This window comes from Flagellimonas cixiensis, assembly GCF_042134615.1.
Taxonomy (GTDB): Bacteria; Bacteroidota; Bacteroidia; order Flavobacteriales; family Flavobacteriaceae; genus Flagellimonas; species Flagellimonas cixiensis.
This window is the reverse complement of record NZ_CP169639.1, coordinates 3,251,557-3,268,488: the sequence shown is the minus strand read 5'-3', so window position 1 is coordinate 3,268,488 and position 16,932 is coordinate 3,251,557. Positions and strand designations below refer to the sequence as shown.

General features: G+C 39.7%; 13 protein-coding genes. 9 read left to right on the top strand and 4 right to left on the bottom strand.

Annotated features, from left to right (window positions below):
* The first annotated feature begins 95 nt into the window (after positions 1-95).
* The 3 genes from ABT310_RS14495 to ABT310_RS14485 all read left to right on the top strand — a co-directional run bounded on the left by ABT310_RS14495 (position 96) and on the right by ABT310_RS14485 (position 3,204).
* Positions 96-554: an Lrp/AsnC family transcriptional regulator gene (locus ABT310_RS14495; RefSeq protein ID WP_375324608.1), complete on the top strand. Its 459-nt coding sequence runs from the start codon at positions 96-98 to the stop codon at positions 552-554.
* Positions 555-958: 404 nt separating this feature from the next.
* Positions 959-2,362, top strand: coding sequence for a dihydrolipoyl dehydrogenase (lpdA, locus tag ABT310_RS14490; protein ID WP_375324607.1), 1,404 nt, complete (start codon positions 959-961; stop codon positions 2,360-2,362).
* A 134-nt stretch (positions 2,363-2,496) separates the two neighbouring features.
* Positions 2,497-3,204 (top strand): DUF2927 domain-containing protein, encoded by a 708-nt coding sequence (locus ABT310_RS14485; protein WP_375324606.1) that lies wholly within the window; start codon positions 2,497-2,499, stop codon positions 3,202-3,204.
* Here ABT310_RS14485 and ABT310_RS14480 read toward each other — a convergent pair.
* Positions 3,201-4,397: a heparan-alpha-glucosaminide N-acetyltransferase domain-containing protein gene (locus ABT310_RS14480; protein WP_375324605.1), complete on the bottom strand. Its 1,197-nt coding sequence runs from the start codon at positions 4,395-4,397 to the stop codon at positions 3,201-3,203. The two genes, ABT310_RS14485 and ABT310_RS14480, sit on opposite strands and share 4 nt — an antisense overlap.
* A gap of 130 nt (positions 4,398-4,527) precedes the next feature.
* On the opposite strand from ABT310_RS14480, the gene ABT310_RS14475 reads away from it, so the two are divergent.
* The 6 genes from ABT310_RS14475 to ABT310_RS14450 all read left to right on the top strand — a co-directional run bounded on the left by ABT310_RS14475 (position 4,528) and on the right by ABT310_RS14450 (position 13,782).
* A complete protein-coding gene (locus ABT310_RS14475) occupies positions 4,528-5,061 on the top strand; it encodes an NADPH-dependent FMN reductase (RefSeq protein WP_375324604.1) in 534 nt (177 codons plus the stop codon).
* 5 nt (positions 5,062-5,066) lie between these two features.
* Complete coding sequence (locus ABT310_RS14470; protein ID WP_375324603.1) at positions 5,067-6,356, top strand: anthranilate synthase component I family protein; 1,290 nt, start codon at positions 5,067-5,069, stop codon at positions 6,354-6,356.
* A gap of 19 nt (positions 6,357-6,375) precedes the next feature.
* Positions 6,376-7,683: a tRNA lysidine(34) synthetase TilS gene (gene tilS, locus ABT310_RS14465; RefSeq protein WP_375324602.1), complete on the top strand. Its 1,308-nt coding sequence runs from the start codon at positions 6,376-6,378 to the stop codon at positions 7,681-7,683.
* Positions 7,680-9,656, top strand: coding sequence for a protein-disulfide reductase DsbD family protein (locus ABT310_RS14460; RefSeq protein WP_375324601.1), 1,977 nt, complete (start codon positions 7,680-7,682; stop codon positions 9,654-9,656). Before tilS ends, ABT310_RS14460 begins: the two co-directional genes overlap by 4 nt.
* Before the next feature lie 77 nt (positions 9,657-9,733).
* On the top strand, positions 9,734-12,124 hold the full coding sequence (locus ABT310_RS14455; protein ID WP_375324600.1) for a penicillin acylase family protein: 2,391 nt from the start codon (positions 9,734-9,736) through the stop codon (positions 12,122-12,124).
* Positions 12,125-12,246: 122 nt separating this feature from the next.
* The gene (locus ABT310_RS14450) at positions 12,247-13,782 is read left to right on the top strand and encodes a YifB family Mg chelatase-like AAA ATPase (protein ID WP_375324599.1); all 1,536 of its coding nucleotides are present in this window, start codon (positions 12,247-12,249) and stop codon (positions 13,780-13,782) included.
* A 125-nt stretch (positions 13,783-13,907) separates the two neighbouring features.
* Here ABT310_RS14450 and ABT310_RS14445 read toward each other — a convergent pair whose 3' ends face one another.
* The 3 genes from ABT310_RS14445 to ABT310_RS14435 form a co-directional block, all read right to left on the bottom strand.
* Positions 13,908-14,435: a DUF4440 domain-containing protein gene (locus ABT310_RS14445; RefSeq protein ID WP_375324598.1), complete on the bottom strand. Its 528-nt coding sequence runs from the start codon at positions 14,433-14,435 to the stop codon at positions 13,908-13,910.
* Between the two features lie 263 nt (positions 14,436-14,698).
* Positions 14,699-15,439, bottom strand: a complete 741-nt coding sequence (locus tag ABT310_RS14440) for a DUF6090 family protein (protein WP_375324597.1) — start codon at positions 15,437-15,439, stop codon at positions 14,699-14,701.
* A gap of 31 nt (positions 15,440-15,470) precedes the next feature.
* Positions 15,471-16,901: a M20 family peptidase gene (locus ABT310_RS14435; RefSeq protein ID WP_375324596.1), complete on the bottom strand. Its 1,431-nt coding sequence runs from the start codon at positions 16,899-16,901 to the stop codon at positions 15,471-15,473.
* Positions 16,902-16,932: the final 31 nt, after the last annotated feature.

Below are 16,932 nucleotides of genomic sequence, written 5' to 3'. Positions count from 1 at the left end.
GATTTATTTAGACTTTAAATCTATACTTAAATGTTAATTTAGATTTTTAAACTTTTAAACCGTAACTTTGATGGTTTAATAGATAAATCGTCGGTATGAAGTTGGATGAATTGGATAAAAAACTGCTGAATTTGCTACAGGAGGATAGCAAAAAAACCACCAAACAATATGCAGATGCTTTGCATTTGTCCAAAACTGCGGTGTACGAACGCATCCGTAGATTGGAGCGTAATGGAGTAATCACACAATATACGGCACTGGTCAACAAGGAAAAGGTTGGTCGGGATTTTACGGTTTTGTGTCATATTAGACTGGTTCAGCACACCAAAGAAAATGTTCTGAAGTTTGAAAAAGAGGTGCTTCAACTTGACGAGGTTTCCGAATGTTTCCATGTGGGCGGCGACTATGACTATATTTTAAAAGTCAATGTGAAGGATATGAAGAGCTACCGCGAGTTTATGATTACCAAGTTAACCGCCATCAATAATATCGGGAATACCCAAAGCTCTTTCGTGATCAATGAGGTGAAGAACAGTCCGTCCATTCATGTTTAGGTCCAAGTTCAAGCTCAAGCTCAAGTTCAAAAACAAGTTCTGGTAGCATTCAAGCCAAATAGGGTTAAAACAATTCACAATAACTAATGAACAAAATCCATAACCTATTTAGTCGAACAATCCGGTAATCGAACATCAATCAATATAACCAACCTGTCAATCTTTATCCATTTCCTAAACCTTTTATCCTGTACTAGCCAACAATTTCCCTTCGACTCCGCTCAGGGAACCAATCAAACCCAGATTACACCAATCTAAAAATCTAATTGTCCAATAATCGAACAATCCAATAAATCGACCCTTTTCTCGCAGATTTGGTTGGTACTGTCCCGAAAAACATTTGTATTTTTACGGCTGTTTTATGAAGACACCCAAAAAGAATATATCCTTTCAAATAATACAATATGAATCAATATGATGTAGCCATTATTGGCTCCGGTCCCGGAGGTTATGTGGCAGCCATTAGATGTGCCCAATTGGGAATGAAAACTGCAATCATTGAAAAGTACGCCACTTTGGGTGGAACCTGCCTAAATGTGGGCTGTATCCCCTCCAAAGCACTTTTGGATTCATCGCACCATTACGAAGATGCTGTAAAGCACTTTGAAGAGCACGGAATTGAAATTCCAGGCGAAGTAAAAGTAAACTTAGAGCAAATGATTGCCCGTAAACAAGGTGTTGTAGATCAAACCACTAAGGGTATCGAGTTCTTGATGAGCAAAAATAAGATTGATGTGTATCATGGTGTTGGTAGTTTTAAAGATGCCACCCATGTCAATATTTCCAAAGAGGACGGTGAAGAGACTATTGAGGCAAAAAACATCATCATTGCCACGGGTTCAAAACCATCATCGCTTCCTTTTATCAATATTGATAAAGAAAGAATCATTACCTCCACAGAAGCCTTAAAACTGAAAGAGATTCCAAAGCACCTTATCGTAATCGGTGGAGGTGTCATTGGTTTGGAATTGGGCCAGGTGTACAAACGTTTGGGTGCAGATGTTTCTGTGGTTGAATTCATGGACCGTATTATCCCTGGAATGGATGGTGCGCTTTCCAAAGAATTGGCCAAGGTGATGAAAAAGCAAAAAGTAAAATTAAACCTGTCCCATAAGGTAAAATCTGTTGAGCGCAAAGGAGATGAAGTGATTGTAAAGGCAGATGATAAAAAAGGAAACGAAGTAACCCTTACTGGAGATTACTGTTTGGTAAGTGTTGGCCGTAAGCCTTATACTGAAGGTTTAAATGCTGAAGCTGCAGGTGTAAAATTGGATGAAAGAGGTAGAGTAGAGGTAAATGAACACTTACAGACCAACGTATCCAACATTTATGCCATTGGTGATGTGGTAAAAGGAGCCATGTTGGCACACAAAGCGGAGGAAGAGGGAACTTTGGTTGCCGAAATCTTGGCAGGTCAAAAACCACATATTGATTATAACTTAATTCCAGGTGTGGTTTACACTTGGCCAGAAGTTGCCGCTGTGGGCAAAACCGAGGAGCAGTTGAAAGAAGAAGGAGTGGATTACAAAGTAGGTCAGTTTCCAATGCGTGCCTTGGGTAGAGCCCGTGCGAGCATGGATATTGATGGTTTTGTAAAGATTCTTGCTGATAAAAGTACCGACGAGGTGCTAGGTGTTCACATGATTGGTGCTCGTTGTGCCGATTTGATTGCTGAAGGAGTAACAGCTATGGAATTTAGAGCATCTGCTGAAGATATTTCACGAATGAGCCATGCGCACCCAACCTTTGCAGAAGCGGTTAAAGAAGCTGCTTTGGCCGCTACGGACGATAGGGCTTTGCATGTATAAAACCAATTGACAATTCGTCAATTGAAATAAGGTATCCATCAATTGAGGGTGCCATAGCATATAATTTTCATCCATTTTTACACTGATTTTAGTTAAAATAGATTTCAGTGAAAAGGTGGATGATTTTTTTTGGAATGATACTCGTATTCTCTTGTTCCACAAAAGAAGAAAGCGAAAACCATGGCTCAGACACACCTGAGAGTCTCTTAAGTCAAGAACAATTGGATTTTATTGAGACTTATCATTATATCACATATAATCTTAGTCCTACCTCTTTTGGTAGTTCTGTCAATGAACGATGGAGTGATAGAATTCGAATTTATATGGATGGAAATTTCACTGATTTATTCCAACAAGATATTCAAGAAAGACTTCAAGAAATTAATCATTTAATGTCCAATGGATCGGGAATTATTTTGGTCAATTCTGCCATTGAGGCCAATGTACATCTGTATTTTGGAACAAGAGAAGAATTATCAGGTGTTTGGCCTGATATATTTAATTTAAGTACTTCCACCCAACAGGGATATGCAAAGTACTTGACCGATTCAGAATTTTATATTACTTCAGGTCGTATTTGGGTAAAGTATAATCGATTGGGATTGTTTACCCACGAATTAGGACATGTCTTGGGGTTGGGACATGCAGAAGATAGACTCTGTGGTGAGACAATTGAAAACTCAAAGAGTATGATGTGTTCTAAAGCACCAGACAGTTTTTATGAATTGGATAAGAATATTTTAAAAGCCCTCTATAACTCCAAAATCCCTGTGGGCAAACCTTTTGAAGAAGTAAGACCTATTTTGGAAGAAATGCTTTTGGATGGGACAATCCAACTTTAATTGCTACGAACTACTTGGACCAAACGTTGAACTCTTAATCTAATTCTAAGAAAAGTTTCTTTGAGTATGGGCAATAGCATTTTTCCAATAATTATAGACTGACTCTTAATGGTTGTCAATACATAAGAGACTTTGCCTTTAATCTGCACCTCATATTTGTTGTATTGCAGCGCCAAATAGGTACTGGCTATCATAAACATTAAAGCTCCTGGAATCACCACCTCTGGAGAAAGCGAGTGGTTAAAAGGGCGATATAATCCCAATCCGGTTAAGCTTCCATATAGAATCACAAAGTGGATTACATAAATGGATAGGGTGCTTGCACCGATATTCAATATGGTTTTATTGGTCATGAATTTTCGGAACACCATAAATACCGCAAAAACAACAAATACATTCCCCAATCGAATGAATAGGTAATTGTTGGATACAATCAATTTCAAAAATTCAAATCCGGTCCAATCATAAAGTGCGGAAAATGTTCTTGTGGAATGGTAAATCAATAGATAACCCACGGTCAAAGCTATTGAAATAGCTACGGGATACAAATACTTGAAGTTTTTATACCTATTAAAAAGCACCGAAATAAAGGCACCTATAGTAGCGTACCCCAACCATGGCGCAATAGTAAATACAGAACCATTGGCCTTGGTTAAATAATTGGTCAAAAACTCTGGCAAAAATGGATAGGTCCAATCTTTATACACTCGTTCAAATAGAAAAAGCACTAAAGTAATGACCACCAAAACAGTTGGAAAAACAAACTTTTTTCGATGGCTGGTTAACAAGTACACGCCGATCAAGGCCAAAATGGATAGTCCAATACAATGCAGCACATCCACTAAATAAAAGGAATCGTAAATCTGACCTTTCAACAATCCAAATAGGTTTAACCGAAGCAAATACCCGATCAGCAATAATTGCAATCCACGCCGCACACCTTTGGCAACTCGTGGATTTTCCATGCCCATTTGGGGGCTTTTAATCAGTAAATAGGTAAAAATAAAGCCGGAAACTGTGAAGAAAACAGGCGCCGTAATTCCTCTAAAATACAACCAAATGTTATAGGCGCTATTACTGGTATCCCTATAAATAGGGTCCAAAAGCCCATCAATAAAGTGACCTTGGAGCATCATTAAAATGGCCCAAGCTCGCATGGCATCTATAAAAAATAACCTATTGTTGGCTGTCATTTGGATTTTTATTACCCTATATACTTGTTTTGCAAGTAGTTTGGATGCTTTAAAGGTCAAAAATATGCAAAATAGTGCCATCTCTCTTTCAATAAGGCTATTTTAGCGAAACAATTAAAGATTAAATCATATGGCTGCAATATTGGCATTTGCGGGGAGCAATTCTTCCACTTCTATTAATTTTCGATTGGTAAAATTGACCACTTCCTTGGTGCAAAATCATGATATTCAACAGTTAAACATGGCCGAACACCCTTTTGTTATGTTCAGTGAAGATGAAGAAAAGCAAAATGGGTATTCCGATGCATTGGTTGAATTGAAAGAGAAGATCCAAGCAGCTGATGGACTTATATTGTCAGTGAACGAACACAATGGAAACCCTTCGGCCTATTTCAAAAATGTATTGGATTGGCTATCTCGATTAGATCGTAATTTTTTAGAGGGCACCAAGGTGTTGTTAATGTCCACTTCTGGTGGAAAAAGAGGGGCAAAAGGTTCTTTAGGGGTCATTGAAAACATGTTGCCTCGATTTGGCGCCGACATTATTGCTACCTTTTCCTTGCCCGGCTTTCATGATAATTTTAGTGATGAAGCCATTTTGGATGAAGAACTTGAGGCAACACATGCTAAAGCACTCCAAACATTTTTGGATGCCCTAAACTAGACATTGTGCGCACGCATCGTACTTTTCCTTTTGACTCACTTTCCCAAATTAAAAGTGCATTGTTGGATTGGTCTAAAATCCATGAAGATGTAGTATGGCTCGATAGTAATAAGCACCAAGATCAATATTCCAGCTTTGAGGCTTGTTTGGCTGTTGGAGCACATCAGAAAATTGAATCGTTTTCAGGTCTTCATGAGTTTGTGGGACAGCAAAACGATTGGCTGTTTGGTTTTTTTACCTATGATGTGAAAAATCAAATAGAGGATTTGACTTCTGAAAATAATGATGATTTAGGGTTTACCGAATTACATTTTTTTCAACCCCAGAAGATAATCATAATCAAAGAGGGGCAATTGCATTTTATGTATTTGCAAAGCAATGACGGCGAAATGGAAAGGGATTACAAAGCCATTTTTAGTCAAAGAACGATTTCAACGATCACTTTAAAAGTAAAAAACCGTGTCGATATTCATCCTCGAATTTCCAAAGAGTCTTATTTAAATAAGGCTTACCAGTTTTTAGAACATATCCACAGGGGGGATATTTACGAGGCCAATTTTTGTCAAGAATTTTATGCGGAACAAGCGGAAATAGAACCTTGGGGAACATTCCAACAATTAAATCATATTTCTGAACCCCCATTTGCCGTTTTTTTGCGGAGTAAGGACCAGTATTTGCTATGCGCCTCTCCAGAACGGTACCTGAAAAAAGTAGGGGAGAAAGTCATATCCCAACCTATTAAGGGCACTGCTCCTCGTAGTTTGAATGCCACAGAGGACAAAATTATCAGTGAGCAATTGACGAATGATTTGAAAGAGCGGACAGAAAATATCATGATCACGGATCTGGTTCGTAACGATTTATCGAAAAGTGCGCTAAAAGGTTCGGTTCGAGTAGAAGAACTTTGTAAACCCTACGCTTTCAAACAAGTACACCAATTGATCTCAACGGTTGTTTCTAAAGTAGAAAACCATAAAAACCCTGTTGAATTGATTCAGGAAACCTTTCCAATGGGCAGTATGACGGGGGCTCCCAAAATATCAGCCATGAAAATTATTGAGGAGTTGGAAGAAACGAAGAGGGGGCTGTATAGTGGCGCCGTGGGTTATTTTGGCCCAGATGGTGATTTCGATTTTAACGTGGTCATTCGTAGTATTTTGTACAATGCTTCAAGAATGTATGTCTCCTTTTCGGTGGGTAGCGCCATTACGTCAAAATCCAATCCCGAAAAAGAATACCAAGAATGTTTGTTGAAAGCAAAAGCCATGCGTACTGTTTTGGAAAAAGGCGGATGATATTTCGTAAATTCGCGGCATGTTCCCACAATTTAAAAACCATATCAACAACAACTTACCTTTCCTTAAGGAAAAAAAACTACTGGTAGCTTGCAGTGGGGGCATTGATAGTGTGGTTTTAGCCCATTTGTGTGTTGCCAATAAAATGGAAATTGCTCTTGCCCATTGCAATTTTAACCTGCGAGGAGAAGAAAGTGATGGAGATGAAAATTTTGTAAAAAAATTAGGGACATCTTTGGGGATTAAGGTCTTTGTGGAACACTTTGCGACCGAACAGTATGCAGTTGACCAACCAATGTCCGTACAAATGGCCGCTCGCGAACTGCGCTATCAATGGTTTGCAGAAGTATTGCAGGCTGAAGACTTTGACTTTATTTTGACCGCGCACCATGCGGATGATAGTTTGGAGACCTTTATCATCAACTTGTCAAGAGGCACAGGAATCGAAGGACTTTCAGGAATTCCAGAAGTGAACGGACAAGTGGTCAGACCTTTATTGGGATTTTCACGGGAAGAAATTTTGGCATACGCCCAGACCAACAACATAAGTTGGCGGGAAGATAGCAGCAATGCAGAAAGCAAATACCTTCGGAACAAAATCCGACATGAAATTGTTCCTGAATTCATGAAGTTGCATCCGACCATGCTTCAAAACTTTTTGACTACTCAAAACCATTTGCAGCAGACGAGTGCTTTGGTCCAAAATCATCTATCAAAAGTAAAGGATGGGCTTTTTCAGAAAAAAGGAGACCAATTCAATATTCAGATTGAGTCATTGTTGGAACTGAAACCATTGGAGGCGTATTTATACGGACTGTTTCAAGAATATGGTTTTACAGCATGGGAGGATGTAAAAAATCTACTCTATGCCATGAGTGGCAAGCAAGTGTTGTCCAAAACCCATAGACTGCTTAAGGACAGGGAGAATCTTCTGTTGTCTAAATTAGAAACTAAAGACACTAAATCATATTACATTCAAAAAGATAAACCACAAACTACCTTACCCATCAATTTAAAAATGGAGAACGTGAAATCCATTGAAAATCAGGGTAAAAATGTGGTTTTTCTGGATAAGGAAAAGTTAAACTTCCCTTTGGTGTTAAGGAATTGGCAAAAAGGCGACTATTTTTATCCTTTTGGAATGAAGGGCAAAAAAAAGCTATCCAAGTTTTTTAAAGATGAGAAATTCGACCTGATTTCCAAAGAAAAACAATGGCTGCTCTGCTCAAACAATCAGATTGTTTGGGTAGTGGGCAAAAGAGCCGATGAACGTTTTAAGGTTGAGGATTCAACCCAAGAAATAATTAAGATTACCCAGCTTACATGAGAATATTTGTACTCGTTTTAGGATTGTTCTTTTTTAATTTGAGTTTCGCACAAACCGAAGCCGAACCTGCATTGTGGAGTCATGAAGTCAACAAGATTTCAGATACCGAATATGAATTGGTCTTTAAAGGCAAAATTATGGAGGGGTGGCATGTGTACTCCCAATACACGGCCGAAGGAGGCTCTTTGCCCAGCGAATTTACTTTTGAAAAAGCAGGCGAGGATTACGAATTGGTGGGGAAAACCACCGAGAGTGAAACCATTACCGAGTACAGCGATATTTTCGAAGTGGATGAAACCTTCTTTAAAAAAGAGGCCATTTTCTCCCAAAAAATCAAGTTGCTCAATCCTGAAGTGCGTCAAATTTCTGTCAACCTGTTTTATCAGATCTGTAAAGAGGTTTGCATTCCTAAGGACCATCTGTTTGAGGTTTCCTTGGATGGAGGCACTTTTGTGGCTGAAAATAAAACCTTGGATGAAAAGAGTGTTGCCCTGGGTGAATCACTAAAACTGGATTTAAAGAACAAAGAGCTGTTAAACCAAGGTGGAATTTCAAGTAAAGAGGGGAGTGCCAACCTTTGGATAATCATCGGACTTGGGTTTTTAGGCGGATTGATTGCCTTGTTGACGCCTTGCGTGTTCCCGATGATTCCGTTGACGGTGTCCTTTTTTACCAAAAGAACCCAGAATAAATCCAAGGGAATACGGGATGCATTGCTCTATGGATTTTTTATCGTTTTGATTTATTTTTTATTAAGCCTGCCGTTCCATTTATTTAATTCGGTGGATTCCCAAATATTGAACACTATTGCGACCAACGTGTGGCTCAATGTGTTCTTCTTTTTGATTTTTGTATTCTTTGCCTTCTCGTTTTTTGGCTATTACGAATTGACTTTGCCGAGCTCTTGGGCCAATAAAATGGATGCGGCTTCTTCTAAAGTCGGAGGTGGTATGGGCATCTTTTTTATGGCATTGACCTTGGCGATTGTTTCCTTTTCCTGTACTGGACCCATTTTGGGCGGATTGTTGGGAAGTACCACCTTGGCTGAAGGTAATGTGGCAACCAACCTAACAGCTGGCATGGTGGGCTTTGGATTGGCCTTAGCCTTGCCTTTTGCCTTATTTGCGATGTTCCCGGCTTGGTTAAATTCATTGCCTAAATCTGGAGGTTGGATGACTACCGTAAAAGTGGTTCTTGGTTTTTTGGAATTGGCCTTGGCCTTTAAATTCCTTTCCAATGCAGATTTGGTAGGGAATTGGGGTTTCCTTAAAAGAGAAATTTTCTTGGGAATTTGGATCGTGCTTTTCATTTTAACCACCTTATACCTTTTTGGAATATTTAGATTTCCACATGATGGACCCAAAAAGAAACTTTCAGGAACCAGAAAGGTGTTTGGATTGGTGAGTTTTGCCTTTTCTGTTTATTTGGTGCTAGGGCTTTTCAATGTGACCTCATTAAAATTGTTGAGCGGATTCCCGCCCCCAAGCTTTTACAGTGTGGCGGAAACTGAAAGCGATTGTCCATTGGGATTGGATTGTTTTAAGGACTTTGAAGAAGGAGTTGCCCATGCAAAAGAAGTGAACAAACCAATTTTATTGGATTTCACTGGTTGGGCATGCGTAAACTGCAGAAAGATGGAGGAAAACGTGTGGAGCGACCCAAGTGTGTACCAGCTTTTAAAAGAAGAATATATCCTGATTTCGCTTTACGTGGATGACCGTAAGAAATTACCAGAAGCAGAAAAGTTTGATTTCAAGTACGATTCAGGTAGGATTAAATCCATTGAGACGGTTGGACAAAAATGGGGAACCTTCCAGACCATCAATTTCAATGCGGCCTCCCAACCATATTATGTACTCTTATCACCCAATATGGAGGTGTTGAATGATGCCGTTCAGTACGTGGATGTTGAGACCTATGAAGCATGGCTTAAGTCTGGGTTAGGGAAACATCAACTTTCCATGAACAAATAAATTCATAACATTCTTTTTCAGCCTTGTGATAAAATAATCATAACTTCGGTTGAATCAATTTACGAAACCGAATCTCTGTGAAAACTGTAAAAAAAGTACTGTTTGGCCTACTGGCATTACTTATACTGGCTCTTATTGGGGTTGCCATATTTTTAAATGGCCTTAAGCCCGATTATTCAGGAAAAAAATCACTTTCAGGCCTCCAAAGTGAGGTGACTACGTATTTTGATCCCTACGGAATTCCACATATTTATGCTGATAATGAGGAAGATGCCCTAAAGGCATTGGGCTATGTGCATGCACAGGACCGCCTATGGCAAATGGAACTGTTGCGAAGGGTTGGAAAAGGAAGAATTTCCGAGGTTTTCGGCGAAGATTTTGTAAAAACGGATAAGTTTTTCTTGTCGCTGGGCATTGATGAGCATACTAAAGAAACTTTAAAAGATTTAAACCCCAATAGCGATGTGTTGCAATTGGTACAGGCCTATTTGGATGGTGTCAACGAATTTATCAAGAAGGGTCCAACACCGGTTGAGTTTTATTTGACCGGTATCGATAAAGAACCCTTTACACTTGAAGATGTGTACAACTCCGTAGGGTATATGGCCTTTAGTTTTGCCATGGCGCATAAAACCGACCCCTTATTGACCAGTATGCGAGATAAGTTGGGAGAAGCCTATCTTAATGATTTAGCGATTGATTCCGACACCTCTACCGTTTGGATTAAAAATTATAAGGGGATTGAAACCGATACTTTAGGTTCTCAAATATCGGCCACAGTAATGGCTGCACTCGACAAACTGCCCATTCCACAATTTGAAGGAAGCAATAGTTGGGTGATTGCGCCAGAAAAGACCAAAAGTGGAAAAGTAATTTTCGCCAACGACCCCCATATTGGCTTCGCACAACCATCTGTTTGGTATGAAGCCCATATCAATACACCCAATTATGAAAAATACGGGTATCATTTGGCTGGAGTGCCGTTCCCATTATTGGGTCACGATAGAAATTTAGCTTACGGAATGACGATGTTTGAAAATGATGACATCGATTTCTATTACGAAGAAACCCACCCATCAGATAGTACAAAGTATAAAACCGCAGAAGGCTGGAAAAATTATCAGTATGTGAACAAGACCATCAAAGTGAAAGATGGTGAAGCTATTTCGTTCTCTTACAAAAAAACGCATCACGGTCCTGTTTTAAATACTATCGCCGACCAAATATCGGGGGAGCGGCCCGTAGCCATGTCTTGGATATACACCAAACCCAAAAATCAGGTGTTGCATGCTTTGCATGGAATCAGTCACGCCAAAAATATAGAGGAGTTTAAGGAATGCTTACCTAAAATTCATGCTCCAGGGCTCAATATCATGTACGGGGATGCCGAAGGGAATGTCGCTTGGTGGGCTACCGCCCAATTGTATCAAATGCCCGATAGCCTTTCTACCAAGTTTATTTTGGATGGTACTTCGGGAAAAGAGGAGCCTTTACGTTATTTGGATTTTTCAGAGAACCCAAGTGCAACCAATCCACCATGGAACTATGTGTATTCTGCCAATAATCAACCCGATACCATCGCGGGAATGGTCTACCCAGGATATTATCTCCCTGAGAATAGGGCAAAGCGTATTGTGCAACTGTTGGAAGGCAAAGAGAAATGGGATAAAGAAGATGTTTCTAAAATGATTCTGGATGTGACATCAACAGTCAATACCCAAGTAGTAACCGAACTTATTAAATATTTTGATGTTTCCCGCTTGAATTCCGAGCAATTGGTATTGGTGGATTCACTTAAAAATTGGAACGGCGAATACAAATTGACCAGCACGAGTCCAACACTCTACCACAGATGCGAGTATTTTATGGTGAAAAACACCATGGAGGATGAAATGGGAGAGGAAATGTTCAAACAATTTTTATCCACCCATCTATTTAAAAGACAGATTGGTTGGGGTGCCAAGAATGTTGATGGCGTTTGGTGGGACAATGTGCACACCAAAGACACAATAGAAACACGCCACGATATTGTGATGAAATCTTTTGCCGATGCTTGGGAATCTTTGGTTGAGGATTTAGGTCCTGATCCAAGCGAATGGACTTGGGACAAGGTACACACTTTGGAACATCAACATCCGTTTGGACAGGTTGACGCTTTAAGAAAATACTTTAATGTAGGGCCATTCCCTGTAGAAGGAACCCGCGAAGTAATCAATAACCTCACCTTTCCGTATGATGATTCAGGATTCTACAAGGTGAATGTTGGGCCTTCCACTCGTCGAATCATTGATTTTTCAGATGTGGAAAATAGCATCAGCATATTACCGACAGGACAATCAGGAAATCCATTGAGTAAACATTATAAGGACCAGGCTCAAATGTATGTGAATGGGGAGTTCCGTAAAATGATGATGAACAAGACAGAAATTGAGGAAAAAGCAGAATCTATTCTCATCTTCACCAAGTAATATTCACCTACGTTAATTCAGAAAGGCCTTTCGTCAACTCAAACTAGGGCATTCATCAAACCTTAGGATTTTTCAACCTTAGATTAGCTATTTTTTGCTCGTAATTAACGAGAAACATCTATATGCTAATCAAAGTTTATGGCAGTGCTGTGTTTGGTATCGAAGCGACCACCATTGTAGTGGAAGTTAATATCGATAAAGGAATTGGGTATCATTTGGTGGGATTGCCCGATAATGCCATTAAAGAGAGCAACTATCGTATTGCTGCGGCCCTGCAAAACAACGGCTACAGAATTCCAGGCAAGAAAATCACCATTAATATGGCTCCTGCCGATCTACGAAAGGAAGGTTCTGCCTATGATTTGACCTTGGCCTTGGGGATTTTAGCCGCATCGAATCAAATTAATTCCGAAAACATTCAAGAGTATCTCATCATGGGCGAATTGTCGTTGGATGGAAGCCTACAGCCCATTAAAGGAGCATTGCCTATTGCCATCAAAGCACGGGAGGAGGGGTTTACGGGGTTCATCCTACCTAAAGAAAATGCCAGTGAGGCGGCTATTGTGGATGGATTGAAAGTCTATGGTGTGGATAATATTAAAGAGGTAATCGATTTCTTCGATGTGGGCACTCCTTTGGAGCAAACAAAGGTTAATACGCGTGAAGAATTTTATGAACACCTGAACGCGCCCGATTTTGATTTTGCCGATGTAAAAGGCCAAGAAGGCATTAAGCGATGTATGGAAATTGCAGCGGCGGGAGGGCACAATATCATTTTAATAGGACCGCCTGGGGCAGGAAAGACCATGTTGGCGAAACGGTTACCTTCCATTTTACCTCCAATGACGCTTCATGAAGCTTTGGAAACCACTAAAATACACAGCGTAGTGGGCAAGGTAAAAAATAAAGGATTAATGAGCCAGCGACCTTTTAGAAGTCCGCATCATACCATAAGCAGCGCGGCTCTTGTGGGTGGCGGAAGCTATCCACAGCCGGGTGAGATTTCATTATCACACAATGGCGTTTTGTTTTTGGATGAACTTCCCGAATTTGAACGTAGGGTTTTGGAAGTCATGCGGCAACCCATTGAAGATAGGGAGGTGACCATTGCGAGAGCTCAGTACACGGTTACCTATCCAAGTAGTTTTATGTTGGTGGCCAGCATGAATCCAAGTCCGGGTGGGTATTTTAACGACCCCGATGCTCCCGTAACTTCTTCACCTGCGGAAATGCAACGGTATTTAGGAAAGATTTCGGGTCCTTTGTTGGATAGAATTGACATTCATATTGAAGTGACCCCAGTTCCATTCGATAAACTTTCCGATGAACGTAAGGGAGAGCACAGTGTTGCCATTCGAAAAAGGGTGGAAGCTGCACGAGAAATACAAACCAAGAGATTTGGTGATTTACATCAAGTCCATTACAATGCTCAAATGGGAACAAGGCATATACGGGAATACTGCAAATTACAAGATGCTTCCAAGACACTTTTAAAAAATGCCATGGAACGCTTGAATCTTTCCGCTAGGGCCTACGATAGAATTTTAAAAGTGGCTCGTACCATCGCCGACTTGGAAAATTCAGAACAGGTGAATGAAAATCACATTTCAGAAGCTATCCAATACCGGAGTCTAGACAGAGAAGGCTGGTTGGGGTGATAAATGGCTATTTCACTTTTTTTATGCTTTATAGGCGTTTATGTATCAATTTATGGTATTCCGAAGTTTACTATAAGATCACAACCCATTTAATGTAAGTTGTCCTTTTCCATCGGGTTAAAAGATTATTCCAATAAGTTCCACTCTTCTTCTGTTGCTTTGGATTTCTGATATTCCATGACCAACAACCAAGCGTTATCTCGTTTTATTAATAGAGCATTAAAATGTATGAATTGTTTTTGATTGGCGTTACCAGTCCCATTGCTGGATTGGAAGGCAAAAATTCCTGTTTCATGTGCGGTAGTTTCGTCACCTATCCGCTGTGAGAAACGGAATTCCACACTATTCCGTGTTTTTCCTGTTTTGGTGTCTATGAAACCTTGCTTCCAGTTTTGTAGTGCCTTTGCAATAGATACAGATCCTTTGTTTTCACCAGTTGTAAATACAACAACCGCATCTTCATGGTAGGTGGCTTTATAGCCTTCGTAGTCTCCCTCATTTACAGTTCTCGAAACCTCAGCCCAAAAGTTATTTAGTTCCGCTAGTCTTAACGAATCATTTGGAGTTTCCATTTTACCGTTTTTAGGGTTACTCGCAATAGCACCGGTAACACTTAGTGCAAGTATCAGGGTAATAAAGAGTCTATTTTTCATATGCAAAACTTGATTTAAGTAACTAAATCTTACTTATTAAGTTACTGAATTATTTATTTTTTTTGATTTTATCCAAGGGGCTTGCAAAAGCCTTAATTGGTTAGTTATAATTACGCTTTAGAGTGTATTCCTGAGGCTATTCAATACCAAAGCCTGGACCGTGAGTGCTGGTTCGGTTGAATGCTCTACCATGACAGTAGTTTCGCTTCCATACAGTTAAAAAGGCTATTGACATTATGTCTTAAATGAATAAGAATCATTTCTTATTTGGTTAATTCAATTTCGATTTTTTCTTTTAAATCAAGCAAAGCAGTCTTCATTTGTCCCATGCGAAATATATAGGTATAGTACTTTTGCTGTTCCAAATCATAAATCCATAGAAAGTCTTGATTGCTCATAATGTTAGTTACTTTTAGTTTAAAATCTATTGCCTTAGTGCCGTCTTTATTGAGAATAGGCTTATGATCAAGAATTTTATATTCCAAATCAGCTATTCTTGAGTCATATTCATCTTCCATGGAATGCGAAAAAAACTGAAAAAATGGTAAAACGGTATAGGTGCGATTAATGGCAGTTCTTAGGGAGTCATTTTTAATAAAGTCCAACCCAGAAGATTTAAGCGCTTCATAAGGGCCATTGTCATACCCCAACCTTATGCCTTGGCCTAGTTGTTTGTAAAATTTTATAAAGAGGCTGTCACTAATTTCATTTTTATTATGAATGTAGGTCATCAAACTATCCAGTCCACTTTTTTTTCTTAATAATCGAGGACCATATTGTAAATCGTAATTACGCAGGTCGTTTTCTATGGAAACTTTGAATTCTTTTAAGAATACAATTTGCTTTTGGTTTGTTTTGCGTTCTTCATTCCAATTATTGATTTGTAGGGCAATGATGATTCCAATTACTACAAGTATAATTTCACCAAGGGCATACTTAAGGTACTTGCCTGTTTTTCCTTCAGCCAGTAGGCTTCGACGTATTTTTCTAAAGAACTGTATCATTTAAAGGTTGATCTTGATGTGTAAATCAAATTCATTCATTGAATCTCTGAATCAAATGGTAACTGAATTCCACCATCTCTTTGTAATTTTCTTTACTTATTTTTTCATCGATACCATGAAAACGGGTGAAACTTTCAGGGCTTATTCGAATGGGATAAAATCGATACACATCATCCGCAACATTGTAAAAGTAACGGGCATCGGTTCCTCCTCCAATAAGCCCAGGCACCACTGCGGCATCTGGAAAAACAGAACGGATTGTTTTCTCCAAGTTTTGGAATGCTTTGGATTCGATTCCAGAAACAGGTGAGGGGTCTGTGGCAAAACCAGCCAACTCCACTCTAATGTCGTTACCAATGGTTTCTTGAATGTGGGTTTTTACGGATTCAACAGTTTCACCGGGCAAAATTCTAAAATTTATGGTGGCCTTGGCAAGGGTAGGAATCACATTATCTTTTACACCACCTTCAATAATGGTTGGCGCTGTTGTGGTATGTGCATTCAATGCTTTTAATACAGGAGCTTTAAACAACCAAGGATTGGCAAACGCCATTTTTTTGAAAAAAGGCATTTCAGCTCCCATATATTCAAATTGATAATCCAACGGTTTTACCAATTTATAAGGTCTTTGGTTATTCTCAAGGGCAACAATGGCTTTGGCCAACATGCCAATGGTGTTGTCTTCTGGCGGTGCCGAACTATGACCTCCCCTGGTTTCCACAATAAGGTTGTAAGAAGCATATCCTTTTTCGGCCAAATTGACCATGGCAACGGTTTTATCAAAACCAGGAACCATATTTTCTGCTAAAAATCCACCTTCATCCAGAGCCATGGCAGCATGTATTCCTTTCTCTTTTAAATAAGCCGCAATTTTTTTGGCTCCATGCTCACCACCCAATTCTTCATCGTGTCCAAATGCCAGGTAAATGGTTTGGTTCGGTTGAAACGATTCTTCCAACAATTGCTCTACAGACTCCATTAGCGCCATCAAAGAACTTTTGTCGTCCAGAGTGCCGCGGCCAATAATATGGGAATCGGTTATAGTGCCATCAAATGGACCTGCCTCCCAATCGGCCAAGGTGGGTTGGTCTACAGGCACCACATCTTGATGAGACATTAAAATAATAGGTTTTTTGGAAGGATCCTTGCCTTTCCATGTGTACAATAAACTATACTCACTTATTTTTTCTAAGGATAGGTTTTCATGCAAAAGGGGATAGGTTTCCGCCAAAAAAAGATGAAATCCGTTAAAAGCCGTCGAATCTGGAATGGCCTCTTCACTAAAGGAAATGGTTTTGTGTTGAATGGCTTTTGACAAGTTCTGAAAGGCATTTGAAGGGAAGTCCATGGCCTTAAGGGAATCCGGTTCCACTTGTCGAGAAGTTAGAGACATGGTGTTTACCACAAGAATCGCAACTAGAACAAGAACAATGGCCAAAAGACCGAGGATGATTTTTTTCATTTTGGGCGGGTTGGTGAATTGAGTTGATCCA